The sequence below is a fragment of the Verrucosispora sp. NA02020 genome, from assembly GCF_013364215.1.
GTDB lineage: Bacteria > Actinomycetota > Actinomycetes > Mycobacteriales > Micromonosporaceae > Micromonospora.
Genome location: NZ_CP054923.1, coordinates 39194 through 57128, shown reverse-complemented (window position 1 = coordinate 57128; position 17935 = coordinate 39194). Strand labels below are relative to the sequence as shown.

Below are 17935 nucleotides of genomic sequence, written 5' to 3'. Positions count from 1 at the left end.
TGTGTGGACGTGCCCGTCGGGCGCTCGTGACGCCGGGACGGTGCCGGTGCTGGCTGGTGCCGGGGTGCGCCGTCAGACGGGGGTGACGCCGTGCCGTCGGCGGGAGAAGTGCCGGTCCTTGGACCGGGCGGCGGTGAACCGGCGGACCAGTTCGGCGCGGAGCTGGTGCGGCTCCACGATGGCGTCGACCACCAGTTCGCTGGCGAGTCGCACGACGTCGATGTCCCGCTCGTACTCCTCGCGCTTCGCGGCGACGAAGGCGGCCCGCTCGGCCTCGTCCTCGATCGCGGCGATCTTGTTGGCGTAGACGGCGTTCACCGCGGCCTCGGCGCCCATCACCGCGATCTTCGCGGTGGGCAGGGCGATGGTGGCGTCCGGCTCGAAGCCCGGCCCGGCCATGGCGTAGAGCCCGGCACCGTACGCCTTGCGGACCACCACACAGATCTTGGGTACGGTCGCCTCGGAGATCGCGGTGATCATCTTTGCGCCGTGCCGGATGATGCCCTGCTTCTCCACCGCGCTGCCGACCATGAAGCCGGGTACGTCGCTCAGGAACAGCAGCGGCACGTTGAACGCGTCGCAGAGCTGCACGAAGCGGGTCGCCTTGTCGGCCGAGTCGACGAAGAGCACGCCGCCCTTGAACATCGAGTTGTTGCCGACCACGCCGACGACCTCGCCGTTCAGCCGGCCGAAGCCGATGGTCAGCTCCCTGGCCCAGAGCGCCTGGATCTCGAAGAAGGAGCCGTCGTCGAGCAGGCCCTTGACGTACCGCCGCATGTCGAACGCCTGGCGTTCGCTCGCCGGCACCAGCGCGGCCAGGTCCGCCTTCGCGGGCGCCTCGGCGGCCTCGGCGGCGGGCGGACGCTGCGTCCAGTTCGCCGGCAGGTAGGACAGGTAGCGCTTGACCACGTCGAGCGCCTCAGCCTCGGACTTGCAGAGGAAGTGCCCCACGCCGGACTCGGCACAGTGCACCTTGGCCCCGCCCATCGCCTCCAGCGTGGTCTTCTCGCCGGTGACCATCTCGACCATCCGGTCGGAGCCGAGATACATGCTGGCGTTGCCGTCCACCATCGCCACCACGTCGCAGAACGCCGGGATGTAGGCACCGCCCGCCGCGCTCGGCCCGAACAGCGCGCAGACCTGCGGGATCGAGCCGGAGGCGCGTACCTGGTTCCAGAAGATCTTGCCCGCGCCACGCCGGCCCGGGAAGAGGTCGACCTGGTCGGTGATCCGGGCGCCGGCCGAGTCGACCAGGTAGACCATCGGCACGCCGGTGTCGTACGCCCGCTCGATGGTCCGGATGATCTTCTCGACGGTCCGCGCGCCCCAACTGCCGGCCTTGACCGTCGAGTCGTTGGCCATCAGGCAGACCTGGCGGCCGTCGATGGTGGCGGTGCCGGTGACCACCCCGTCGGCCGGCAGGCCGTCGGCGAGCGCGTTCGCGTAGAGCCCGTCCTCGACGAACGACCCCTCGTCCACCAGCAGTGCGACCCGTTCCCGGGCGAACATCTTGCCCTTGGCCGCGTTCGCCGCGTGGTACTTCTCCGCGCCACCGGCGCGGACCCGCTTGCGTAGCTGTTCCAGAGCCTCACCGTCGAGCGTCACGCCGCCCCCTCGCCGCCATCCCGACACCGGCACCCCGGCACGGGTCAACCAGCCTGAACGATCGTTAGGCTAACGCATCGGGGGCGGCACCGGCGACCCGCCGGCCACCGGCACGCGGTGAAGCGTCACCGACCGTCGTCACCAGCCGAAGGCGGCTCCGGCGCCCGGTCGGGCCGGTCCAGTTCCGCCACGTGGGTCGGGTCCAGCACCCGGGCGAGGAAGGCCCGGGTCCGTTCGTGCCGGGGAGCACCGAGCACCGCCTGCGGCGGCCCCTGCTCGACGACCACCCCGCCGTCCATGAACACCACCCGGTCGGCGACCTCCCGGGCGAACGCCATCTCGTGGGTCACCACCATCATCGTCATACCGTCCTCGGCCAGCTTCCGCATCACGGTGAGCACGTCACCGACCAGCTCCGGGTCGAGGGCCGAGGTCGGCTCGTCGAAGAGCATCAGCTCCGGATCCATGGACAACGACCGGGCGATCGCCGCCCGCTGCTGCTGTCCACCGGAGAGCTGCGCCGGAAACGCGTCGGCCTTGTCGGTCAGACCGACCCGCGCGAGGTTGCCCCGCGCGATCCGCTCGGCCTCCGCGCGACCGCGCCGCAGCACCCGACGCTGGGCGATGGTGAGGTTGTCCAGCACGGTCAGGTGCGGGAAGAGATTGAACGACTGGAACACCATGCCGATGCCCCGACGGACCCTGTCGATCTCGACGTCCGGGTCGGTCATCTCGACGTCGCCGACCCAGATCCGGCCCGAGGTCGGTTCCTCCAGCAGATTCACGCAGCGGAGCAACGTGGACTTCCCGGAACCGGACGGCCCGATGACACAGACGACCTCACCGTGACCGACCTCGACGTCGATGCCCCGAAGCACCTCCAGCGACCCGAACGACTTGTGCAGATCACTGATTCGTACGGCGGGGCGGACCCGATCATTCGACATCCGGATCACCGGGCTTTCGCGTAACGGAGTTCGAGACGCCGTACGAGCTGGGACAACGGCAACGTGATGATCAGATAGGTGAAGCCGGCAACCAGCAACGGTGTGGCGTTCACCCGATCGTTGAGCGCATCCCGGCCGAATTTCGTGATCTCGATGGTCTGCGCGGTCACGCCGAGCACGTAGGCGAGCGACGAATCCTTGGTGAGCAGGATGAGTTCGTTCGTCAACGGTGGGATGACGATACGGAACGCCTGCGGGATGACGATGGCGCGCATCGCGGTGAAGTGCGACATGCCGAGCGTACGGGCCGCCTCCATCTGCCCCTTCGGAACCGCCTGGATACCGGCGCGAATGGTCTCGGCCATGTACGCCGCCGCCGTCAGTCCGAGACCGATGGCGATCGAGCCGAACACCCCGCCCGGGATCTCCCGCTCGGGGAAGGCGATAGGGATGCCGTACCCGACCAGAAAGAGCACCAGCAGCGCGGGAAGCCCCCGGAACAACTCGATGTAGGCCGTCGCGACCCACCGGTACGGCGCCACCCGGGACAACCGCATCAACGCCAGCAGCGTGCCGAACACGAGACCGAAGGCGAAAGCGCCCAGGGTGTAGAGAATCGTGTTGCGCAACGCGACCGTGATGATCGTCGGGAACATCGACCTGATGATGTCGACCCGGAAGAAGGCGTCGGCGAGCCTGCCCCAGTCCGCGCTGCCGATCACCAGCGCGGCGACCGCCACGAAGGCCAGGTATTGAAGCCAGAGGGACAGTCGCTCGCGCTGACGACGACGCAGTTTCACGGTCGTGGGCCGATCCACTTCTCGTAGACCCGCTCGTAGGTGCCGTCCTGCTTGGCCCGGTCGAGCACCTCGTTGATGGTCTTGAGCAGCTCAGGGTTGTCGTCCTTGCGGACCGAGAAGCCGTACTGCTCACCGGTGTCGAACTCGGCCGCCACCTCGAACCCGCCGGGGTTCTCCTTGATGTACTCGGTCCAGACCGGCAGGTCGTTGATGGCCGCCTCCACCTGCCCGTTGGCGAGGGCCTGCTGCTCGGCGGCCAGGTCCTCGAACTCGACGAGTTCGAGACCCTTCTCCGTCGCGAGGCCCCGCGCGTAGTCGCGACCGGTGGTGGCGGCCTGGACGGCGACCTTCTTGCCCCGCAGGTCGTCCAGTGACTTGTACGGCTTACCGGTCTTGACCAGCATCGCCTGGGTCGCGTCGAAATAGGGCGCGGAGAAGTCCATCACCTTCTGCCGTTCCTCGGTGATCGTCATTCCGGCGGCGGCGACGTCGCACTTTCCGGTGTTCAGGTCCTGGCCGGACTTGATCCCCTCGAAGGGCGTGTCGACGATCCGTTGTTCGACGCCGAGTTCCTGGGCGACCAGGTCGATCATGTCGACGTCGAAGCCGATCACCTCACCGGCGGCGTCCTTCGACTGGAACGGCGGATAGGGCAGGTGCGTGCACACGGTCAGCTTGCCCTTTTCGATGAGCTTGACGCCGCTGGCCTGGACCTCGCTCTTGTCCTCCTTGGCGCATCCCGCTGTCACGACGAGAGCGGCCACCGCCACTACCAGGCAAACCTTCCGGACCGGGCTCTGCACAGTCACGCGGTGTCCCTTCGCTTCGTCCCCGTTGGCCGGAAGCCACGGCCGATGAGAGCGCACGGTACCCGATCCAGATGTCCGCTGACAGACGTCCGGCGATCGGTTTTCCGTCCCCCTGGATGCACCGGACGGAAGGCACATGTCATCGCCATCGGACAATTTCCCCGAAGCCGCTCACCTGCCCTTCCGGCACCTGCCAAGACGCACACCCGTCAATGCGTTGACAGGCGCGCGAGACCGCCGTTAGGGTCCGACCCGGGTCAATGTAGACCTACCACTCGCGCCGTCGGCCGGCACCGCCGGTCGCGCGGAAGCACACCTCGGGGGAGGTGCCCTCGATGGCATCCTCAGCTGCGCATTGACGATTCTCGGAATGGAGCGCGTCCACCGCGATCCCGCTGAGGTCGGCGCTCTCCTCACAGGACCCACCCGGCCACGTCCGCTCCACCGGACCGTGGTCGACCTCGTCGACGACGCCGTACGGCGTCACCCGGACGCCGTCGCGGTCGTCCATCCCGCCGGCGCGCTGACCTACCGGGACGTCGACCGGCTGGCCGACGTGGTCGCCGCCGACCTGCTCGCGCGCGGCACACGGCGGGGAGACTTCGTCGCCCTGCTGCTCGACGATCGCGTCGAGCAACTCGTCGCGATGCTCGGCACCATGCGGTCGGGTGCCGCCTTCGTGCCGTTCGACCGGGCCTGGCCGGCCCAGCGGCAGCAGCGGATGCTGCACGACCTCGCCCCCCGGGCGGTCGTCGGCACGCCACCGCCCGCCACCGATCGGCCGGTGATCGGCGTCCGGGCCGGCCCGGACGCGGTCGCCGCACCCGTCGTCGCGGCCCGGCCCCGACCCGACGACCCGATCTACGCGTTCTTCACCAGCGGCTCCACCGGACTGCCCAAGTGCGCGGTCAACCTGCACCGGGGTCTGGTGAACCGCTTCCTGTCGATGACCGAGCGGTTCGCCGCCGACGGCGCGGTGGTGCTCCAGAACTCCGCGCACACCTTCGACTCGTCGATCTGGCAACTGCTGTGGCCGCTGACCCGTGGCGCCACCGTCGTCATCCCGGACCGCACCGGCATCCTCGACTTCGACGCCACCTTGACGCAGATCCACCGGCACCGGGTCACCATGACCGACTTCGTGCCGAGCATCTTCGACCTGCTCGTCGAGCGCCTGCGGAGCCGGCCGCAGGACCGGCACCTGCTGGCGTCGATGCGGCAGGTCTTCATCGGTGGCGAGGCCGCCAAACCACCGGCCGTGCAGGCGTTCCGGCGGATGTTCCCGGACGTGCGGGTGACCAACACCTACGGGCCCACCGAAGCCTCGATCGGCTCGGTCTTCCACGCCGTCGGCGACGACGACCGCCAGGTCATCCCGCTCGGCCTGCCGCTGCCCAACACGTCCGTGCTGCTCCTGGACGAACACGGCGCGCCCACACCGCGCGGCGAGGTCGGCCAGATCCACCTCGCAGGCCTGTGTCTCGGCGCGGGCTACCACGGCGACACCGACCGCACCCGCCAGGTCTTCGTGCCGAACCGGTACGCCGGCGTTCCCGGTGACCTGCTCTACCGCACCGGCGACTTCGGCTGGGTGCGCGACGACGGCCTGCTGATGTTCACCGGCCGACGCGACGCCCAGGTCCAGATCGCCGGGGTACGCGTCGACCTCGGCGAGATCGAGTGCACCCTCGTCACGGCACCCGGCCTGCGTCAGGTGACGGTGCTCGTGGACGAGACCGGTGCCACCCCGGCGCTGGTCTGCTTCTACTCGGCCGACGGCGAGGTGGGCGAGGAGACGCTGCGCGAGTACGCCCGCGCCGGTCTCCCCGGTGAGCTGGTGCCGGGCCGCTTCGTCCGCCTCGACAGCCTGCCGCTGCTCGCGAACGGCAAGGTGGACCAGCAGCGTCTGCGGGAGCACCTCACCGACGTTCCGCCGGGCACCGACGGGCCCGGTCCGGCGTACCCGCCGGGGAGCGTGGAGGCGCGGATCGCCCAGATCTGGTCGCGGGTGCTCGGCTTCGGCGCGTACGACGAGGACTTCTACTGCCTCGGCGGGACCTCGCTCGGCGCCGCCCGACTCGCGGTCGACCTGGAACGGACGTTCGGGGTGTGGCTCGCCGCCCGCGACCTGGTCCGGGCCTCCACCATCCCGGCCCAGGCGGACCTGGTCCGCGGCGGCCCGTCCCTGCCGACGTCCACCACCGTGGCACCCGAGTTGGCCCGGGACGCGAGGCTCGGTGACCTGGGCACCGCACCGCTACGACCGGCCGAGGACCCTGGCACGGTCCTCCTGCTCGGGGCGACCGGTTTCGTCGGCGCACAGGTGCTCGCGGCGCTGCTGGCCCATGGCGACCGGCCGGTGGTCTGCCTGGTGAGGGCCGCCGACGACGGGGCCGCCTCGCGTCGGGTGGCCGACGTGCTGGCCGCGACCGGTGGCGGGTCGGCAGCGGCGCACCGGTGGACGGCGCTCGCCGGTGACCTGGCCCGACCGCAGCTCGGTCTCTCCGGTGACGACTGGCGGCGGCTGAGCCGGGAGGTCGGCACGATCGTGGACTCGGCGGGCCGGGTGGACACCCTCCGCGACTACCTCGACCTGCGCGACACCAACGTGCACGGGCTGCGGACGCTCGTCGACCTCGCCGGCACGCAGGTCCGCAAACGCCTGGTCACGCTCTCCACCACCACGGTCCGGAGCACACCCGGAACGCCGTTGGCCGAGGCGTTCCTCGCGCTCACGTCGGCACCGCCGGTCGACGGCTACAGCCAGTCCAAGTGGGTCGCCGAGCAACTCGTCCGGGGTGCCGCCGCGCAGGGCGTACCCGCCGCCGTCGTCCGGCTCGGCGAGGTGGCGGCACACTCCCGTACCGGCCACGCCAACCCGCGCTCGACGGTGACCATGATCCTGCGGCTCTGCCTGCGGCTCGGCGTACGCCCGTCGACCCGGCTGCGGGTGGACTGGACGCCGGTCGACGTGGTCGCCCGGATGGTGGCCGCGCTCGCCGACCCGCACCGCCGCACGCCCGCCGAGGGTGTGCTGAACGTGGTGGCACCCGCCTCCGTGGCCGTGGCCGACCTGTTGGCCCGGCTACGCGTCGAGGACCGACCACTGCCGGAGATCAGCTACGACGAGTTCCTCGACCGGGCTGCCGACGCGGTCGGCGACGACGAGGTGGCGCGCTGCCTCGCCGTGCTGCGTCCCCGCACCGCCGCGGAGGCCGAGCCACTGGCCGAGGTGGTCCACGACGCTCTGGTCGGCACCGAGACTCCCCGAGCCACCCGGCTGGCCCGGGGACTCGGCCTCGACTGGGGCACCAGCCGGGACAGGGAGATCGACGTGATGATCGACCGTCTCAACCGGACGTACCACGCAGCGGTGGGCCGTCCTCATCTGTCCAGCGGGACAGCTCAGTGAACCGCGACCAACGGGTCCAGGAGACGCCATGAAGGTCAATCTCTACTACGCTCCCTACCCCTCGCAGATCTTCCAGGGCGAGAGCGAGCCGATCAACACCGAGCGACCGTACAACCCGAAGAGCGCACTGACCACGATCGCCGCCGGGCTGCGGGCGTACGCACCGCACTTCGGCTACTCCTGCGACATCGAGATCATCGATCTCCAGCTCGGCGGGCAGCGGGTGAAGTACAAGTCGCTGCCGTACGGCCCCCGGGTCATGGACTGCTACCGGTACGGCACCCCGTTCGAGGAGGCCAACGAGAAGATCCGCGCGGCGGACGTGCACGGCATCACCTGCAACTTCACCAACAGCGCGCAGATCGTGGCCGACCTGGCGTTGCACATCAAGCGGATCAACCCCAAGGCGATCGTGGTGGTGGGCGGGGTCGACTGCACCGCCCGTCCGCAGTACTACCTGGCCCGGGGCGCCGACGCGGTGGTGCGCGGGGAGGGCGAGCTGACCTTCGCGCGGCTGGTGGACGCCGTCTATCGCAAGCAGGACCTGAACACGGTGCCGAACATCTCGCTGCCGGGCCGGCTGATCCCCCACAAGGTCGACACCTCCGAGACCGTGCCGATGGACTCGATCGAGCCGATGGCGCTGGACCTCATCCCCGACCTGTCCGTCTACGACGACACCGCCGAGGGTCCGCCGCCTGCCGGTGTGCAGGGCAACTTCATCTGTTGGGAGACCTCCCGGGGATGCGCGTGGCGGTGCTCGTTCTGCACCGCACCGTCGCGGGGCGGCTACCGCTACATGAGCCTGCCCATGATGGAGAAGCACCTCCGGGTCTTCCAGGAGTACGGCATCAAGACGATCGTCTGGCAGGAGGACAATCCGCTCTCCCGGATCCAGCAGAACGGCGCCGGCCGCTACCTGTACGACTCCGGGCGCGAGGACGTCCTCGCCATGTTCCGGATGTTCCGCGAGTACGGCTTCGCCTGGGAGTTCGCCAACGGCATCGAGTTCGGCAAGTTCATGCAGAACGGCAGCTTCGACCACGAACTCGCCGACGCGCTGCTGGGCAGCGAGACCGTCGACGGCCGGTGGGTGGGCTGCTACCGGGTGCAGATCCCGCTGGACAACATGAACGTCAAGAAGCGCCGGTTCCCCAAGCTGCTCGGCTTCGACGAGCAGGTGAACGTCCTGGCCACCATGCTCACCGACCACGGGGTCGGCCACCAGACGTACGACCTGTTCATCGGCTACCCGGAGCACGACCGCGAGGGCATCGACATCTTCACCGACTACTGCATGCGGCTGAAGGAGGAGCTGACCTCGGTCGGCAAGGGCAAGTACAAGCCGTACTTCAACGTGTTCAACCTGTCGCTGCTGCCGGGCGCCCGCGACTGGGTGACGCTGCGCTCGCTGCTCCAGTTCGACATCGACGAGAACCCCGAGGTGATCGGGATCTTCCTGTCGGCCATCAACACCGACCACTTCACCTACTGGGACATCTATCAGAAGCGTCTCGAAATGACGAACATGCTCAACGACCGCGAGATGCACCGTCTCTACGACGGCATCTACGCGGGTTGACGGGAGGTCCGACCATGCGCGTCACCCTCTTCTACGCCCCGTACCCGGGGCAGTCGTTCCGGGACGAGGGCACCACGATCAGCCCGGTGCGGGTACGCAACCCCAAGAGCGCTCTCGTCACGTTGGCCGCCGGAGCGCGGGCGTACCTGCGGGAGTGGGGTGTCGACGCGGAGTTCCGGATCGTCGACACCCAGGTCGACGCCGGTGAGCCCGAGCACTACGCCTCGTTCGCGTACGGGCCCCGCACCGTCGACTGCATCCGCTACGGCGGCGCCTTCGAGAACTACGCGGACGAGGCGCGGGCCGCCGACGTCATCGGCATCTCGAACAACTTCACCAACTCGGCCCGGGTGGTGACCGACTTCGCCAAGTTCCTCAAGAAGGCCAACCCGGACGCGCTGATCGTGGGCGGCGGGATGGACGTCACCGCCCGGCCCGAGTGGTACCTCGCCAACGGCTTCGACGTGGTGATCCAGCTCGAAGGCGAGCAGACCTTCGCCCGGGTGGTCGAGGCCCGGGCCACCGGCAGACCGATCGAGGAGTCGGTGCTCAGTCGCCGGATCGGCGACGGCATCGTCATCATGGGCGGTCCCCAGCTCAACCTGGCCGAGTTGCCGCCGATGGCACTCGACCTGATCGACGACCTGTCCATCTATGACGACACCGGCGAGGGTCAGCCGCCGAAGACCGTACGGGCACCGTTCACCTGCTTCGAGACCTCGCGCGGTTGTTACCGGACCTGCTCGTTCTGCGCGACCCCGATGCGGGGGCACTACCGCTACATGAAGCCGGACGTGGTGCGCCGGCACTTCGACTACTTCCGGTCGGTCGGCATCTCGAACATCCTCTTCCAGGAGGACAACACGCTCTCCCGGATCCAGCGGTCCGGCCGGGGCACGCTGCTGCACGACTCCGGCCGCGAGGACACCCTGGAGATCTTCCGGATCGCCCGTGAGTACGAGTTCTCCTGGGAGTTCGCCAACGGGCTCGAATTCGGCAAGTTCCTGGACCTCGGTGAGGTGGACCGGGAACTGATGGAGACGTTGTTCTGGAACGACACCAGCGGTGACCGGTGGGTCGGTTGCTATCGGGTCCAGATCCCGTTGGAATACCTCGGGGACGAGCCCACCCAGAAGTTCCGTAAGCTGCGTCCGTTCCAGGAGCAGATGCGGATCATCACGTCCATGCTGGACCTGGGCGTCCGATATCTGACGTTCAACATGCTGATCGGGCACGACGACGATGACCAATCGATGATCGACATGTACCTGGACCGGTGCCTCGAACTCAAGGATCGGCTGGTCGAGGCCAGTCCCGAGGCGACCAACTACTTCAACGTGTTCAACCGGACACTGCTGCCCGGCACTGCGGACTTCCGCAAGAAGGCGGACCGGCTCGCCTTCGACATCGAGCAGACTCCGGAGGTGATCAGCGTCTACCTCTCGCCGATGCCGTCCAAGCACCTGTCGTACTACGAGTTGTTCGAGCAGCGTCTCCGGCTCACCGAGGCGCTGAACGGGTCACTGATCGACCAGTACGACGGGATCTACCGGCCGGGGTCCGGTGCCGACGAGGCCCCGGTGGCCAGGTTGGACGCCCGTGTCGCTGGTTGACGCCGTCGGGCGGTACGTCGAACTCTGGCGTACCCCCGGCGTACCCCGGGTGATGCTGCCCGCGATGCTCGCCCGACTGCCGGTGGCGATCGAGCCACTCGCGATCTTCCTGCACGTCAGTGAGAAGACCGGGTCCTACTCGGCCGGTGCGACCGCGCTCGCCCTCTTCAGCGGCGGCCTGGCGGTCGCCTGGCCGGTGCACGGTCGACTGATCGACCGCCACGGGTTGCGCCGGGTGCTACCGGTGCTAGCGCTGCTGCACGCGGTGGCGCTGGTCGGGTTCGTCGCCGCGAACCAGGGGCCCGGTTGGCTGTTGATCTCGTCCGTGGTGCCGGTGGCGCTCAGCATGGCGCCGGTCGGTTCGACCGTCCGGGCGGCCTGGGCGCTGATCCTGCCGCCCGGACCGAAGCTGAACACCGCCAACGCCCTGGAAGCGGTGCTGATCGAGGTGTTCTTCGTGATCGGGCCGGCGGCGACCGGCCTGTTCACGGGCGTCTTCAGCGCGCTGGCCACCACCCTGCTGGCCGGCGGCATGCTGGTGGTCGGCTCGCTGCTCTACGGCAGCGCCCCGGCCGTCGCCACCATGCGCAAGCCGGACGGGTCGGCGGAGGCCGACGCGACCGGTGACGGTCCGGCGCGTTCCCGTCGCCCCTGGCGAGTTCCCGGCGTGGTGGCGATCCTGGTCGCCGCCGGTGCCGCCGCCGCCGCCTTCGCCGTCCTGGAGGTCGCGGTGCCGGCCACCGTCTCGGCACATGGCAGCACGGCCGCGACCGGGGTGGCGCTGCTGTCCCTGCCCCCGGCCGCGAGCGTCCTCGGCGGGCTGGTCTGGGGCGCGCGACAGCACACCCGCCGGGCGGTACACCGCTACCTGGTGCTGCTGGCGGTGGCGCTGGCCTGCATGATCCCGCTGGTCTTCGCCACCTCGATCCCGGTGCTCGCGGTCTGCCTGTTCCTCGCCGGCCTCCCGTTGGCGGCGCTCAGCGCCGAGGAGTTCGGGCTGCTCGGCCGGATGGTGCCCAAGACGGTGATCAACGAGTCGTTCGCTCTGGCCGCGACGATGATGGCGGTCGGCAGTGCGGCGGGCACCCTTCTGGCCGGCGCGGTCCTGGGGTGGTTCGGCCCCGCCGAGGCACGTCTGCTGTCCCCGGTGGCCGCGCTCGTCGCGCTCGCGGCCGTCTTGTGGGTGCGGGATACGCTGAGTCGCGTCGATGCCCCGGCCAGCGTCGGCAGCGCATCGTGACCGGCTGAGCCACCGTTCGCCGGGCACCACCGGGCCGGGATCCGCAGCAGCAGCGAGGGGGGACGCGTGTCCGGTTTCGGGGGGAGCGACTACTACGGCGTCCGCAGGTGGGAGATGTCCACCGAGGACGCGCTCGACCGGGCCTGGGTCGGATTCGACGACGTCGACCTGGTGGTCGTCACCGATCCGGCCCGGGACCGGTGGGCGGATCTGACGGCGTCCGGTTTCCGACTCAAGCCACGCTGGGTGACCTGGGGACGGCGTACGCCGGAGCGGACGGCGGACTTCCTGGCCGCCCTGCCGAAGGCGGAACGGCAGAACGTCCGCCACGCGCTGCGGTACGTCGAGTCGGCGGGGCTCGACGTCGAGGTGCACGACCGGATCGGTCCGGACCTGTTCGGCGAGTTCCTCGCCGTCTACGACGCGCAGATCGCCACCATGCCGTACGGCCTGCCGGCGGCGCACGCGGTCACCGCGACCGAGGCCGGACTCGCCGACTTCGTGCTGGTCACCGCCAGATCCGCCGGTGAGCTGGTCGGCGCGGTGATGTGCCGGGTCACGCCCGAGGCCCTGCGGGTGGCCTTCTCGGCCGCCCGGCCACAGGCGCGACGCGGGATGATCAGCCGCGCGCTCTACGTGGCCGCGTTCGAGGAGAGCGCCCGGCGTGGCCTCCCCTGGATCTCGCTCGGCACCGACCCGACCCTGTACGGCCACATCGCCCAGGCGGGGCTCCTCAGCTTCAAGAGCCGCCTCGGCTTCGTCCCGGTCCCGCTGCACCACCTCGACCCGGACGACGACGGGTGCGACGAGGCCGAGCTGGTGCTGCGTACCGACCGGTTCGCCGACCCGGTGCTGAGCCTCTGCTACGCCCGACCGCCCGAGCGGGCCGCCACCTGGGCGGACCCGCTGCCGATGCGGCTGGACGTGCTCAGCCCCGCCGTCGGGCTGGACCTGCGCCCCTACCGGGCGTCGTTCGTGACCGAGGTGGTCGCGGCGTCACCGCAGAGCCGCCCCGGCCGTCGCCTCGACCCGGTCGCCGCCGACACCGACGAGACCATCGTGATCGTCGACCCGTTCTCCACCGGTGCGCTCCTGGCACCCGCGTTCGCCCGGCACGGTCGGCGCTGCGTCGCCGTCCTCACCGGCACCATCAACGAGCGGTACGCCGCCGGGCTGCGCCGGGAGGAGTTCGTCGACGTGCTGACCGCCGCCGGCGACGGTCCGGCGGCGGTCCGACAGCTCGCCGACCAGCTCGCACCGCTGCGCCCGGCTCACGTGATCCCCGGTTGCGAGTGGGGCGTCGACCTGGCCGACGACCTCGCCGCCGAGCTGGGGTTGCCGGGCAACTCCCGCGCCGACGACCGGCCCCGGCGGCAGAAGCCGGCGATGATGGCCGCCGCCGCCCGCGCCGGTCTGCGGGTGCCGCTCGGCACCCAGATCCGCAGCATCGAGGAACTCGACGACTGGCTGGCCGCGACGCGGGTGCTCCCGGTCGTGGTGAAGCCCGCCGCCAGCGCCGGTTCCGAGGGGGTGCACTTCTGCGCGGACGGCACCGAGGCCCGGTCGGCGGCGGGCAAGCTGCTCGGCTCGGCCAACGCGATGGCCCAGGTCAACGACGCGCTGCTGGTGCAGGAGCAGTTGGTCGGTCAGCAGTACTTCGTCAACAGCGTGAGTCTCGACGGCCGGCACCACGTCCACGAGATCTGGCGCGACGACCGGATCTTCGTCGACGGACGGCCGGTGTACGACCGGCAGGTCCTGTTGGACGGCACCGGCGATCTCCAGGACCAGGTGCGGATCTTCGTCGAACGGGTGCTGGACGCGCTCGGCGTACACGACGGTCCGGCGCACACCGAACTCTTCGTCGACGACCGTGGACCGGTGCTGATCGAGTCCGGCGCCCGCCTCGAAGGGGGCGTCACGCCGGACGGGCCGACGCAGGCGACCGGGGAGAGTCAGCTCTCGCTGACCGTCGAGCGGTACGCCGTACCGGAGCGCTTCCGCCGCCGTCTCGGCAGCGGGTACCACCGCCACCGCGCCCTGATGGTGGTCTGCCTGGTGGCCCCCTACGACGGTCTGATCGCCGACGGTGCCGCCGACCGCCTGGCCGAGATCCCCTCGGTGCTCTGCGGGTCGGCGTTGAATCTGCTTCCGGACACTCCGGTGCACCGGACCGTCGACCTGTTCACCTCACCCGGACATCTCTATCTGATCGCCGAGGATCCGAGTCGTCTGGAGGAGGATTACCAGCGTATTCGTGCTCTCGAACAGGATGCTCTCTACCGGCACAGGTAGGGGCCGATCTTCGTTGAGTGGACGGATATCCTGTGCGCTGATCTCCTGAATGAGGAACAGATGGACGAGTTCACCTATCGCGACGGCACGCTGCACTGTGAAGGGGTCCCGCTGACCTCGGTGGCCGAGCGTTTCGGCACACCCACCTACGTCTATTCGGCGAGCACCCTGATCGATCACTACCGTCGCTTCGCGAAGGCGTTCGACGCGGTCAACCCGCTGGTCTGTTTCTCGGCGAAGGCGCTGAGCAACGTGCACCTGCTCCGGCTGCTCGGTCGGGAGGGCGCCGGGGTCGACGCGGTCAGCGGCGGCGAACTGCACCGGGCGATGCTGGCGGGCGTCGACCCGGAGCGCACGGTGCTCGCCGGGGTCGGCAAGTCGGAGGCCGAGCTGCGCGAGGCGGTCGTCCGCAACATCCGCTGCATCAACGTCGAGTCCGAGGCCGAGGTGGAGTTGCTGTCCCGCATCGCCCGGCAGGAGGGCCGGCGTCCCCGGCTGGCGATCCGGGTCAACCCGGACGTGGCACCGGACGAGCGGACCCCGGCGCGGACGACCACCGGCACCCGGGGCGGCAAGTTCGGCGTGGACATCGACCGCGCCGCCGCGCTGTTCGCGCAGGCCGCCGCCGACGAGGCGCTGCGCATCGAGGGCTTCCACGTCCACCTGGGCAGCCCGATCTTCGACCCGCAGGTGTACGCCACCGCGCTCGACCGGCTGATGGCCCTGGTGGCCCAGCTCGAACAGGCCGGGCACCGCATCACCACGCTCAACCTGGGTGGTGGTTTCCCCGCCGAGTACGTGGACCGCACCGCACCGAGCTGGGACGACTTCGCCGAGGCGATCATCCCCCGGCTGACCGGGTTCGCCCGCCTCGGCGGTCAGGTGATCTTCGAGCCGGGTCGCACGATCGCCGCCAACGCCGGTGTCCTGGTCAGCACCGTCCGCTACCTGAAGCAGGCCGGTGAACGGCAGCTCGTGGTGCTCGACGCGGGCATGACGCACCTGGCCCGAGCGGCGATGTACGACAGCTACCACTTCATGTGGCCGGTCCAGCCCCCTGCCGACGCCACGCCGGTCTCCCGGGACGTGTCCGGCCTGGCCGGGCTGACCTCGTACGACGTGGTGGGGCCGATCTGCGAGTCCAGCGACTACCTGGCGCGGGGTCGCTCGCTGCCCGAGCTGGAGCCCGGCGCACACTTCGCCATCTTCACCGCCGGGGCGTACGGCATGACGATGACCAGCAACTACAACAGCCAGCAGCGGCCCGCCGAAGTGCTGGTGCACGGCGACCAGGTGACGTTGATCCGCCGTCGGGAGACCTACGACGACCTGGTGGCCCTCGAACTGTTCGACGACGGCGACCACCAGGGGAGTTGATGGACGACCTGTCGGTCACCACCCGACGTTCGGTCACCGAGATCGGCGAGGACGTGTGGAACGGCCTCGCCGCCGGTGACGGCTTCTACCTCGGCTACCCGTGGGTCGCCTGGTCGGAGACCGACAGGTCGTTCGACACCACCTACCTGGTCGTGCAGGACGCGGCGGGCATCCCGCTGGCGGCGGTGGCCACCTATCTGTGGCACGGCGCGAGCGTGCCGTCGATGAACCTGGCCTACAGCCCGAGCCACATGGCCGAGGAGAACCTCGGGCGGTCGCTGTCGCCCGAGGAGCACGCGGCCTTCCTGCCGGTGCTGCTGGTGGGCTCGCGGGCCGGCTACCACGGCGCGGTGGCGATCGCCGACGACCTCACCGACGACCGGCGCGACGCCGTGCTGACCGCCCTCTTCACCGAGGTGGAGGCGCTGGCCGCACGGCTCGGCGCGGCCAGCGTCGCGCTGCTCTACACACCGGTGGCGAACGTCGCGGCGTACCGGGCCGCGTGGACGCGGGCGGTCGGCCCGGACGGTCCGCCGCCGGTGGCCGCGCCGCTGTCGGCCGAGGCGGTGCTGCCGGTGCACGTCGGCGAGGACTCCGCCGCGACGGCCGGGCGCCGCGAGTGGCGACGGGAACGCCGCCGGTACGAGGCCGCCGTCGACCGGGTGGCGACGGTGCCGCTCTCCGCCTGCGTGGACGTGATCGCCCCGCTGCTCGGCGCGACGCAGCGCAAGTACGGCGGGCCGGACACGGACGCCGACATGCACGCCTACTTCGCCTCGCAGGTGCCGGCGCTCGACGCGTACAGCCACGTGCTCCTGGAGTACGCGGGCGACACGGTGGTCGGGTTCAGCCTCAACTACCTGTGGCCCGACGGGGTGTACGTCCGCGCCGCCGGGTTCGCCGAGGGGGCGGCGCCCTACTCGTACTTCAACCTCAGCATGTACCGGCCCCGGGAGTTGGCGGCGGAACGCGGCCTGGGTCAGGTCCACCTCGGCGCCGGCACGTACGGCGCCAAACGCGCCCGGGGCGCCGAACCGCGCTGGACGGCCGGTCTGGTCCGGCCACCGGCCGACCTCTCCGCCGAACTCGTACGTTCCTTCGCGTCGCCCGGCTCGGACCATGAGCAGGCGGTACGCGTGTGGGGCGACGGCACACCCCCTCAACCCCCTCGGGCACCGGAGAGGTGACACATGCGCTACCGCAGGTTCGGTCGACTGGACTGGCAGGTCAGCGAGGTCTCGTACGGCATGTGGGGCGTCGGCGGCGGTCTGCACGGCTGGACCGGCGTCGAGGACGACGAGAAGATCGCCGCTCTCCAGCGGGCCGTGGACCTGGGCTGCAACTTCTTCGACACCGCCTGGGTGTACGGGCGCGGGCACAGCGAGCGGGTGCTGGGTGAACTGGTCCGCGCCAACCCGGGCACCCGGCTGTACGTCGCCACGAAGGTGCCGCCGAAGGACATGAACTGGCCGTCGACGCGTGAGTCCACCCTGGACGACGTCTTCCCGCCGGACCACATCGAGGAGTACGTCCACACGAGTCTCGGCAACCTCGGCCTGGACACCATCGACCTGTTGCAGTTGCACGTCTGGGAGGACTCCTGGGCGGACGACCCACGCTGGCAGCGCACCCTCACCGGGCTGCGCGAGCAGGGCCTGATCGGCGGCATCGGCATCTCGGTCAACCGGTGGGAGTCCTGGAACGGCGTACGCGCGCTGGCCACCGGGCTGATCGACGCCGTCCAGGTGATCTACAACATCTTCGACCAGGCTCCCGAGGACGACCTGTTCCCGGCGGCGGCGGAACACGACGTGGCGGTCATCGCCCGGGTGCCGTTCGACGAGGGCACCTTGACCGGCACGCTGACGACGGAGACGACCTGGCCGGAGGGGGACTGGCGCAACTCGTACTTCGTGCCGGAGAACCTCGCCGCCAGCGTCGCGCGGGCCGAGGAGCTGCGCAAGGACCTGCCGACCGGGATGCCGATGCCGGAGGCCGCGCTGCGGTTCATCCTCGCCGAACCCCGGGTCGCCACCGTCATTCCCGGGATGCGCCGGGTCAGCCACGTCGAACGCAACCTCGCGGTCAGCGACGGGCAGCAGCTCGACCCGGCGCTGCGGGAGACCCTGCGCGGCCACCGCTGGTCACGCCAACCCACCTGGTGGTCCCAGTAGCCGAGCCCGCCGACGTCGCCCCGGTCGGGCACCGCGTCGGTGTCGGCCGGGCCGCTCGGCCCGGATGGTGCGGGCGGCGGC

The 17935-nt window shown here is 70.1% G+C and carries 12 protein-coding genes; 8 read left to right on the top strand and 4 right to left on the bottom strand.

Going from position 1 to position 17935, the window contains the following annotated elements; translation table 11 throughout:
• Window positions 1–72: 72 nt before the first annotated feature.
• The 4 genes from HUT12_RS00235 to HUT12_RS00220 form a co-directional block, all read right to left on the bottom strand.
• Window positions 73–1605 (bottom strand): acyl-CoA carboxylase subunit beta, encoded by a 1533-nt coding sequence (locus HUT12_RS00235; protein ID WP_176092211.1) that lies wholly within the window; start codon window positions 1603–1605, stop codon window positions 73–75.
• A gap of 125 nt (window positions 1606–1730) precedes the next feature.
• Complete coding sequence (locus tag HUT12_RS00230; RefSeq protein ID WP_131051401.1) at window positions 1731–2552, bottom strand: amino acid ABC transporter ATP-binding protein; 822 nt, start codon at window positions 2550–2552, stop codon at window positions 1731–1733.
• 5 nt (window positions 2553–2557) lie between these two features.
• Window positions 2558–3352 (bottom strand): amino acid ABC transporter permease, encoded by a 795-nt coding sequence (locus HUT12_RS00225; RefSeq protein WP_176092210.1) that lies wholly within the window; start codon window positions 3350–3352, stop codon window positions 2558–2560.
• Window positions 3349–4101 carry a basic amino acid ABC transporter substrate-binding protein gene (locus HUT12_RS00220; RefSeq protein WP_236145567.1) on the bottom strand — a complete coding sequence of 251 codons (753 nt, stop codon included), beginning with the start codon at window positions 4099–4101 and terminating at the stop codon, window positions 3349–3351. The genes HUT12_RS00225 and HUT12_RS00220 overlap by 4 nt, the downstream gene beginning before the upstream one ends.
• Window positions 4102–4612: 511 nt before the next feature.
• Between HUT12_RS00220 and HUT12_RS00215 the strand changes: the two genes are divergently transcribed.
• The 8 genes from HUT12_RS00215 (at window position 4613) to HUT12_RS00180 (ending at window position 17854) form a co-directional block, all read left to right on the top strand.
• Window positions 4613–7573 (top strand): amino acid adenylation domain-containing protein, encoded by a 2961-nt coding sequence (locus HUT12_RS00215; RefSeq protein ID WP_176092208.1) that lies wholly within the window; start codon window positions 4613–4615, stop codon window positions 7571–7573.
• Window positions 7574–7601: 28 nt separating this feature from the next.
• A complete protein-coding gene (locus HUT12_RS00210; RefSeq protein WP_176092207.1) occupies window positions 7602–9155 on the top strand; it encodes a radical SAM protein in 1554 nt (517 codons plus the stop codon).
• A 14-nt stretch (window positions 9156–9169) separates the two neighbouring features.
• A complete protein-coding gene (locus HUT12_RS00205; protein ID WP_176092206.1) occupies window positions 9170–10768 on the top strand; it encodes a cobalamin-dependent protein in 1599 nt (532 codons plus the stop codon).
• The gene (locus HUT12_RS00200; protein WP_176092205.1) at window positions 10755–12008 is read left to right on the top strand and encodes an MFS transporter; all 1254 of its coding nucleotides are present in this window, start codon (window positions 10755–10757) and stop codon (window positions 12006–12008) included. The genes HUT12_RS00205 and HUT12_RS00200 overlap by 14 nt, the downstream gene beginning before the upstream one ends.
• Window positions 12009–12074: 66 nt before the next feature.
• On the top strand, window positions 12075–14303 hold the full coding sequence (locus HUT12_RS00195) for a GNAT family N-acetyltransferase (RefSeq protein WP_176092204.1): 2229 nt from the start codon (window positions 12075–12077) through the stop codon (window positions 14301–14303).
• Window positions 14304–14363: 60 nt separating this feature from the next.
• Window positions 14364–15680, top strand: a complete 1317-nt coding sequence (gene lysA / locus HUT12_RS00190) for a diaminopimelate decarboxylase (RefSeq protein WP_131053731.1) — start codon at window positions 14364–14366, stop codon at window positions 15678–15680.
• Window positions 15680–16867, top strand: coding sequence for a GNAT family N-acetyltransferase (locus tag HUT12_RS00185; protein ID WP_176092203.1), 1188 nt, complete (start codon window positions 15680–15682; stop codon window positions 16865–16867). Before lysA ends, HUT12_RS00185 begins: the two co-directional genes overlap by 1 nt.
• A 3-nt stretch (window positions 16868–16870) precedes the next feature.
• Window positions 16871–17854 (top strand): aldo/keto reductase, encoded by a 984-nt coding sequence (locus HUT12_RS00180; RefSeq protein ID WP_176092202.1) that lies wholly within the window; start codon window positions 16871–16873, stop codon window positions 17852–17854.
• Window positions 17855–17935: the final 81 nt, after the last annotated feature.

Bases quoted from the DNA above. Each gene is read 5' to 3' on its own strand.
- lysA (WP_131053731.1), top strand. From the start codon at position 14,364: ATGGACGAGTTCACCTATCGCGACGGCACGCTGCACTGTGAAGGGGTC.
- HUT12_RS00180 (WP_176092202.1), top strand. From the start codon at position 16,871: ATGCGCTACCGCAGGTTCGGTCGACTGGACTGGCAGGTCAGCGAGGTC.
- HUT12_RS00230 (WP_131051401.1), bottom strand. From the start codon at position 2,552: ATGTCGAATGATCGGGTCCGCCCCGCCGTACGAATCAGTGATCTGCAC.
- HUT12_RS00185 (WP_176092203.1), top strand. From the start codon at position 15,680: ATGGACGACCTGTCGGTCACCACCCGACGTTCGGTCACCGAGATCGGC.
- HUT12_RS00210 (WP_176092207.1), top strand. From the start codon at position 7,602: ATGAAGGTCAATCTCTACTACGCTCCCTACCCCTCGCAGATCTTCCAG.
- HUT12_RS00205 (WP_176092206.1), top strand. From the start codon at position 9,170: ATGCGCGTCACCCTCTTCTACGCCCCGTACCCGGGGCAGTCGTTCCGG.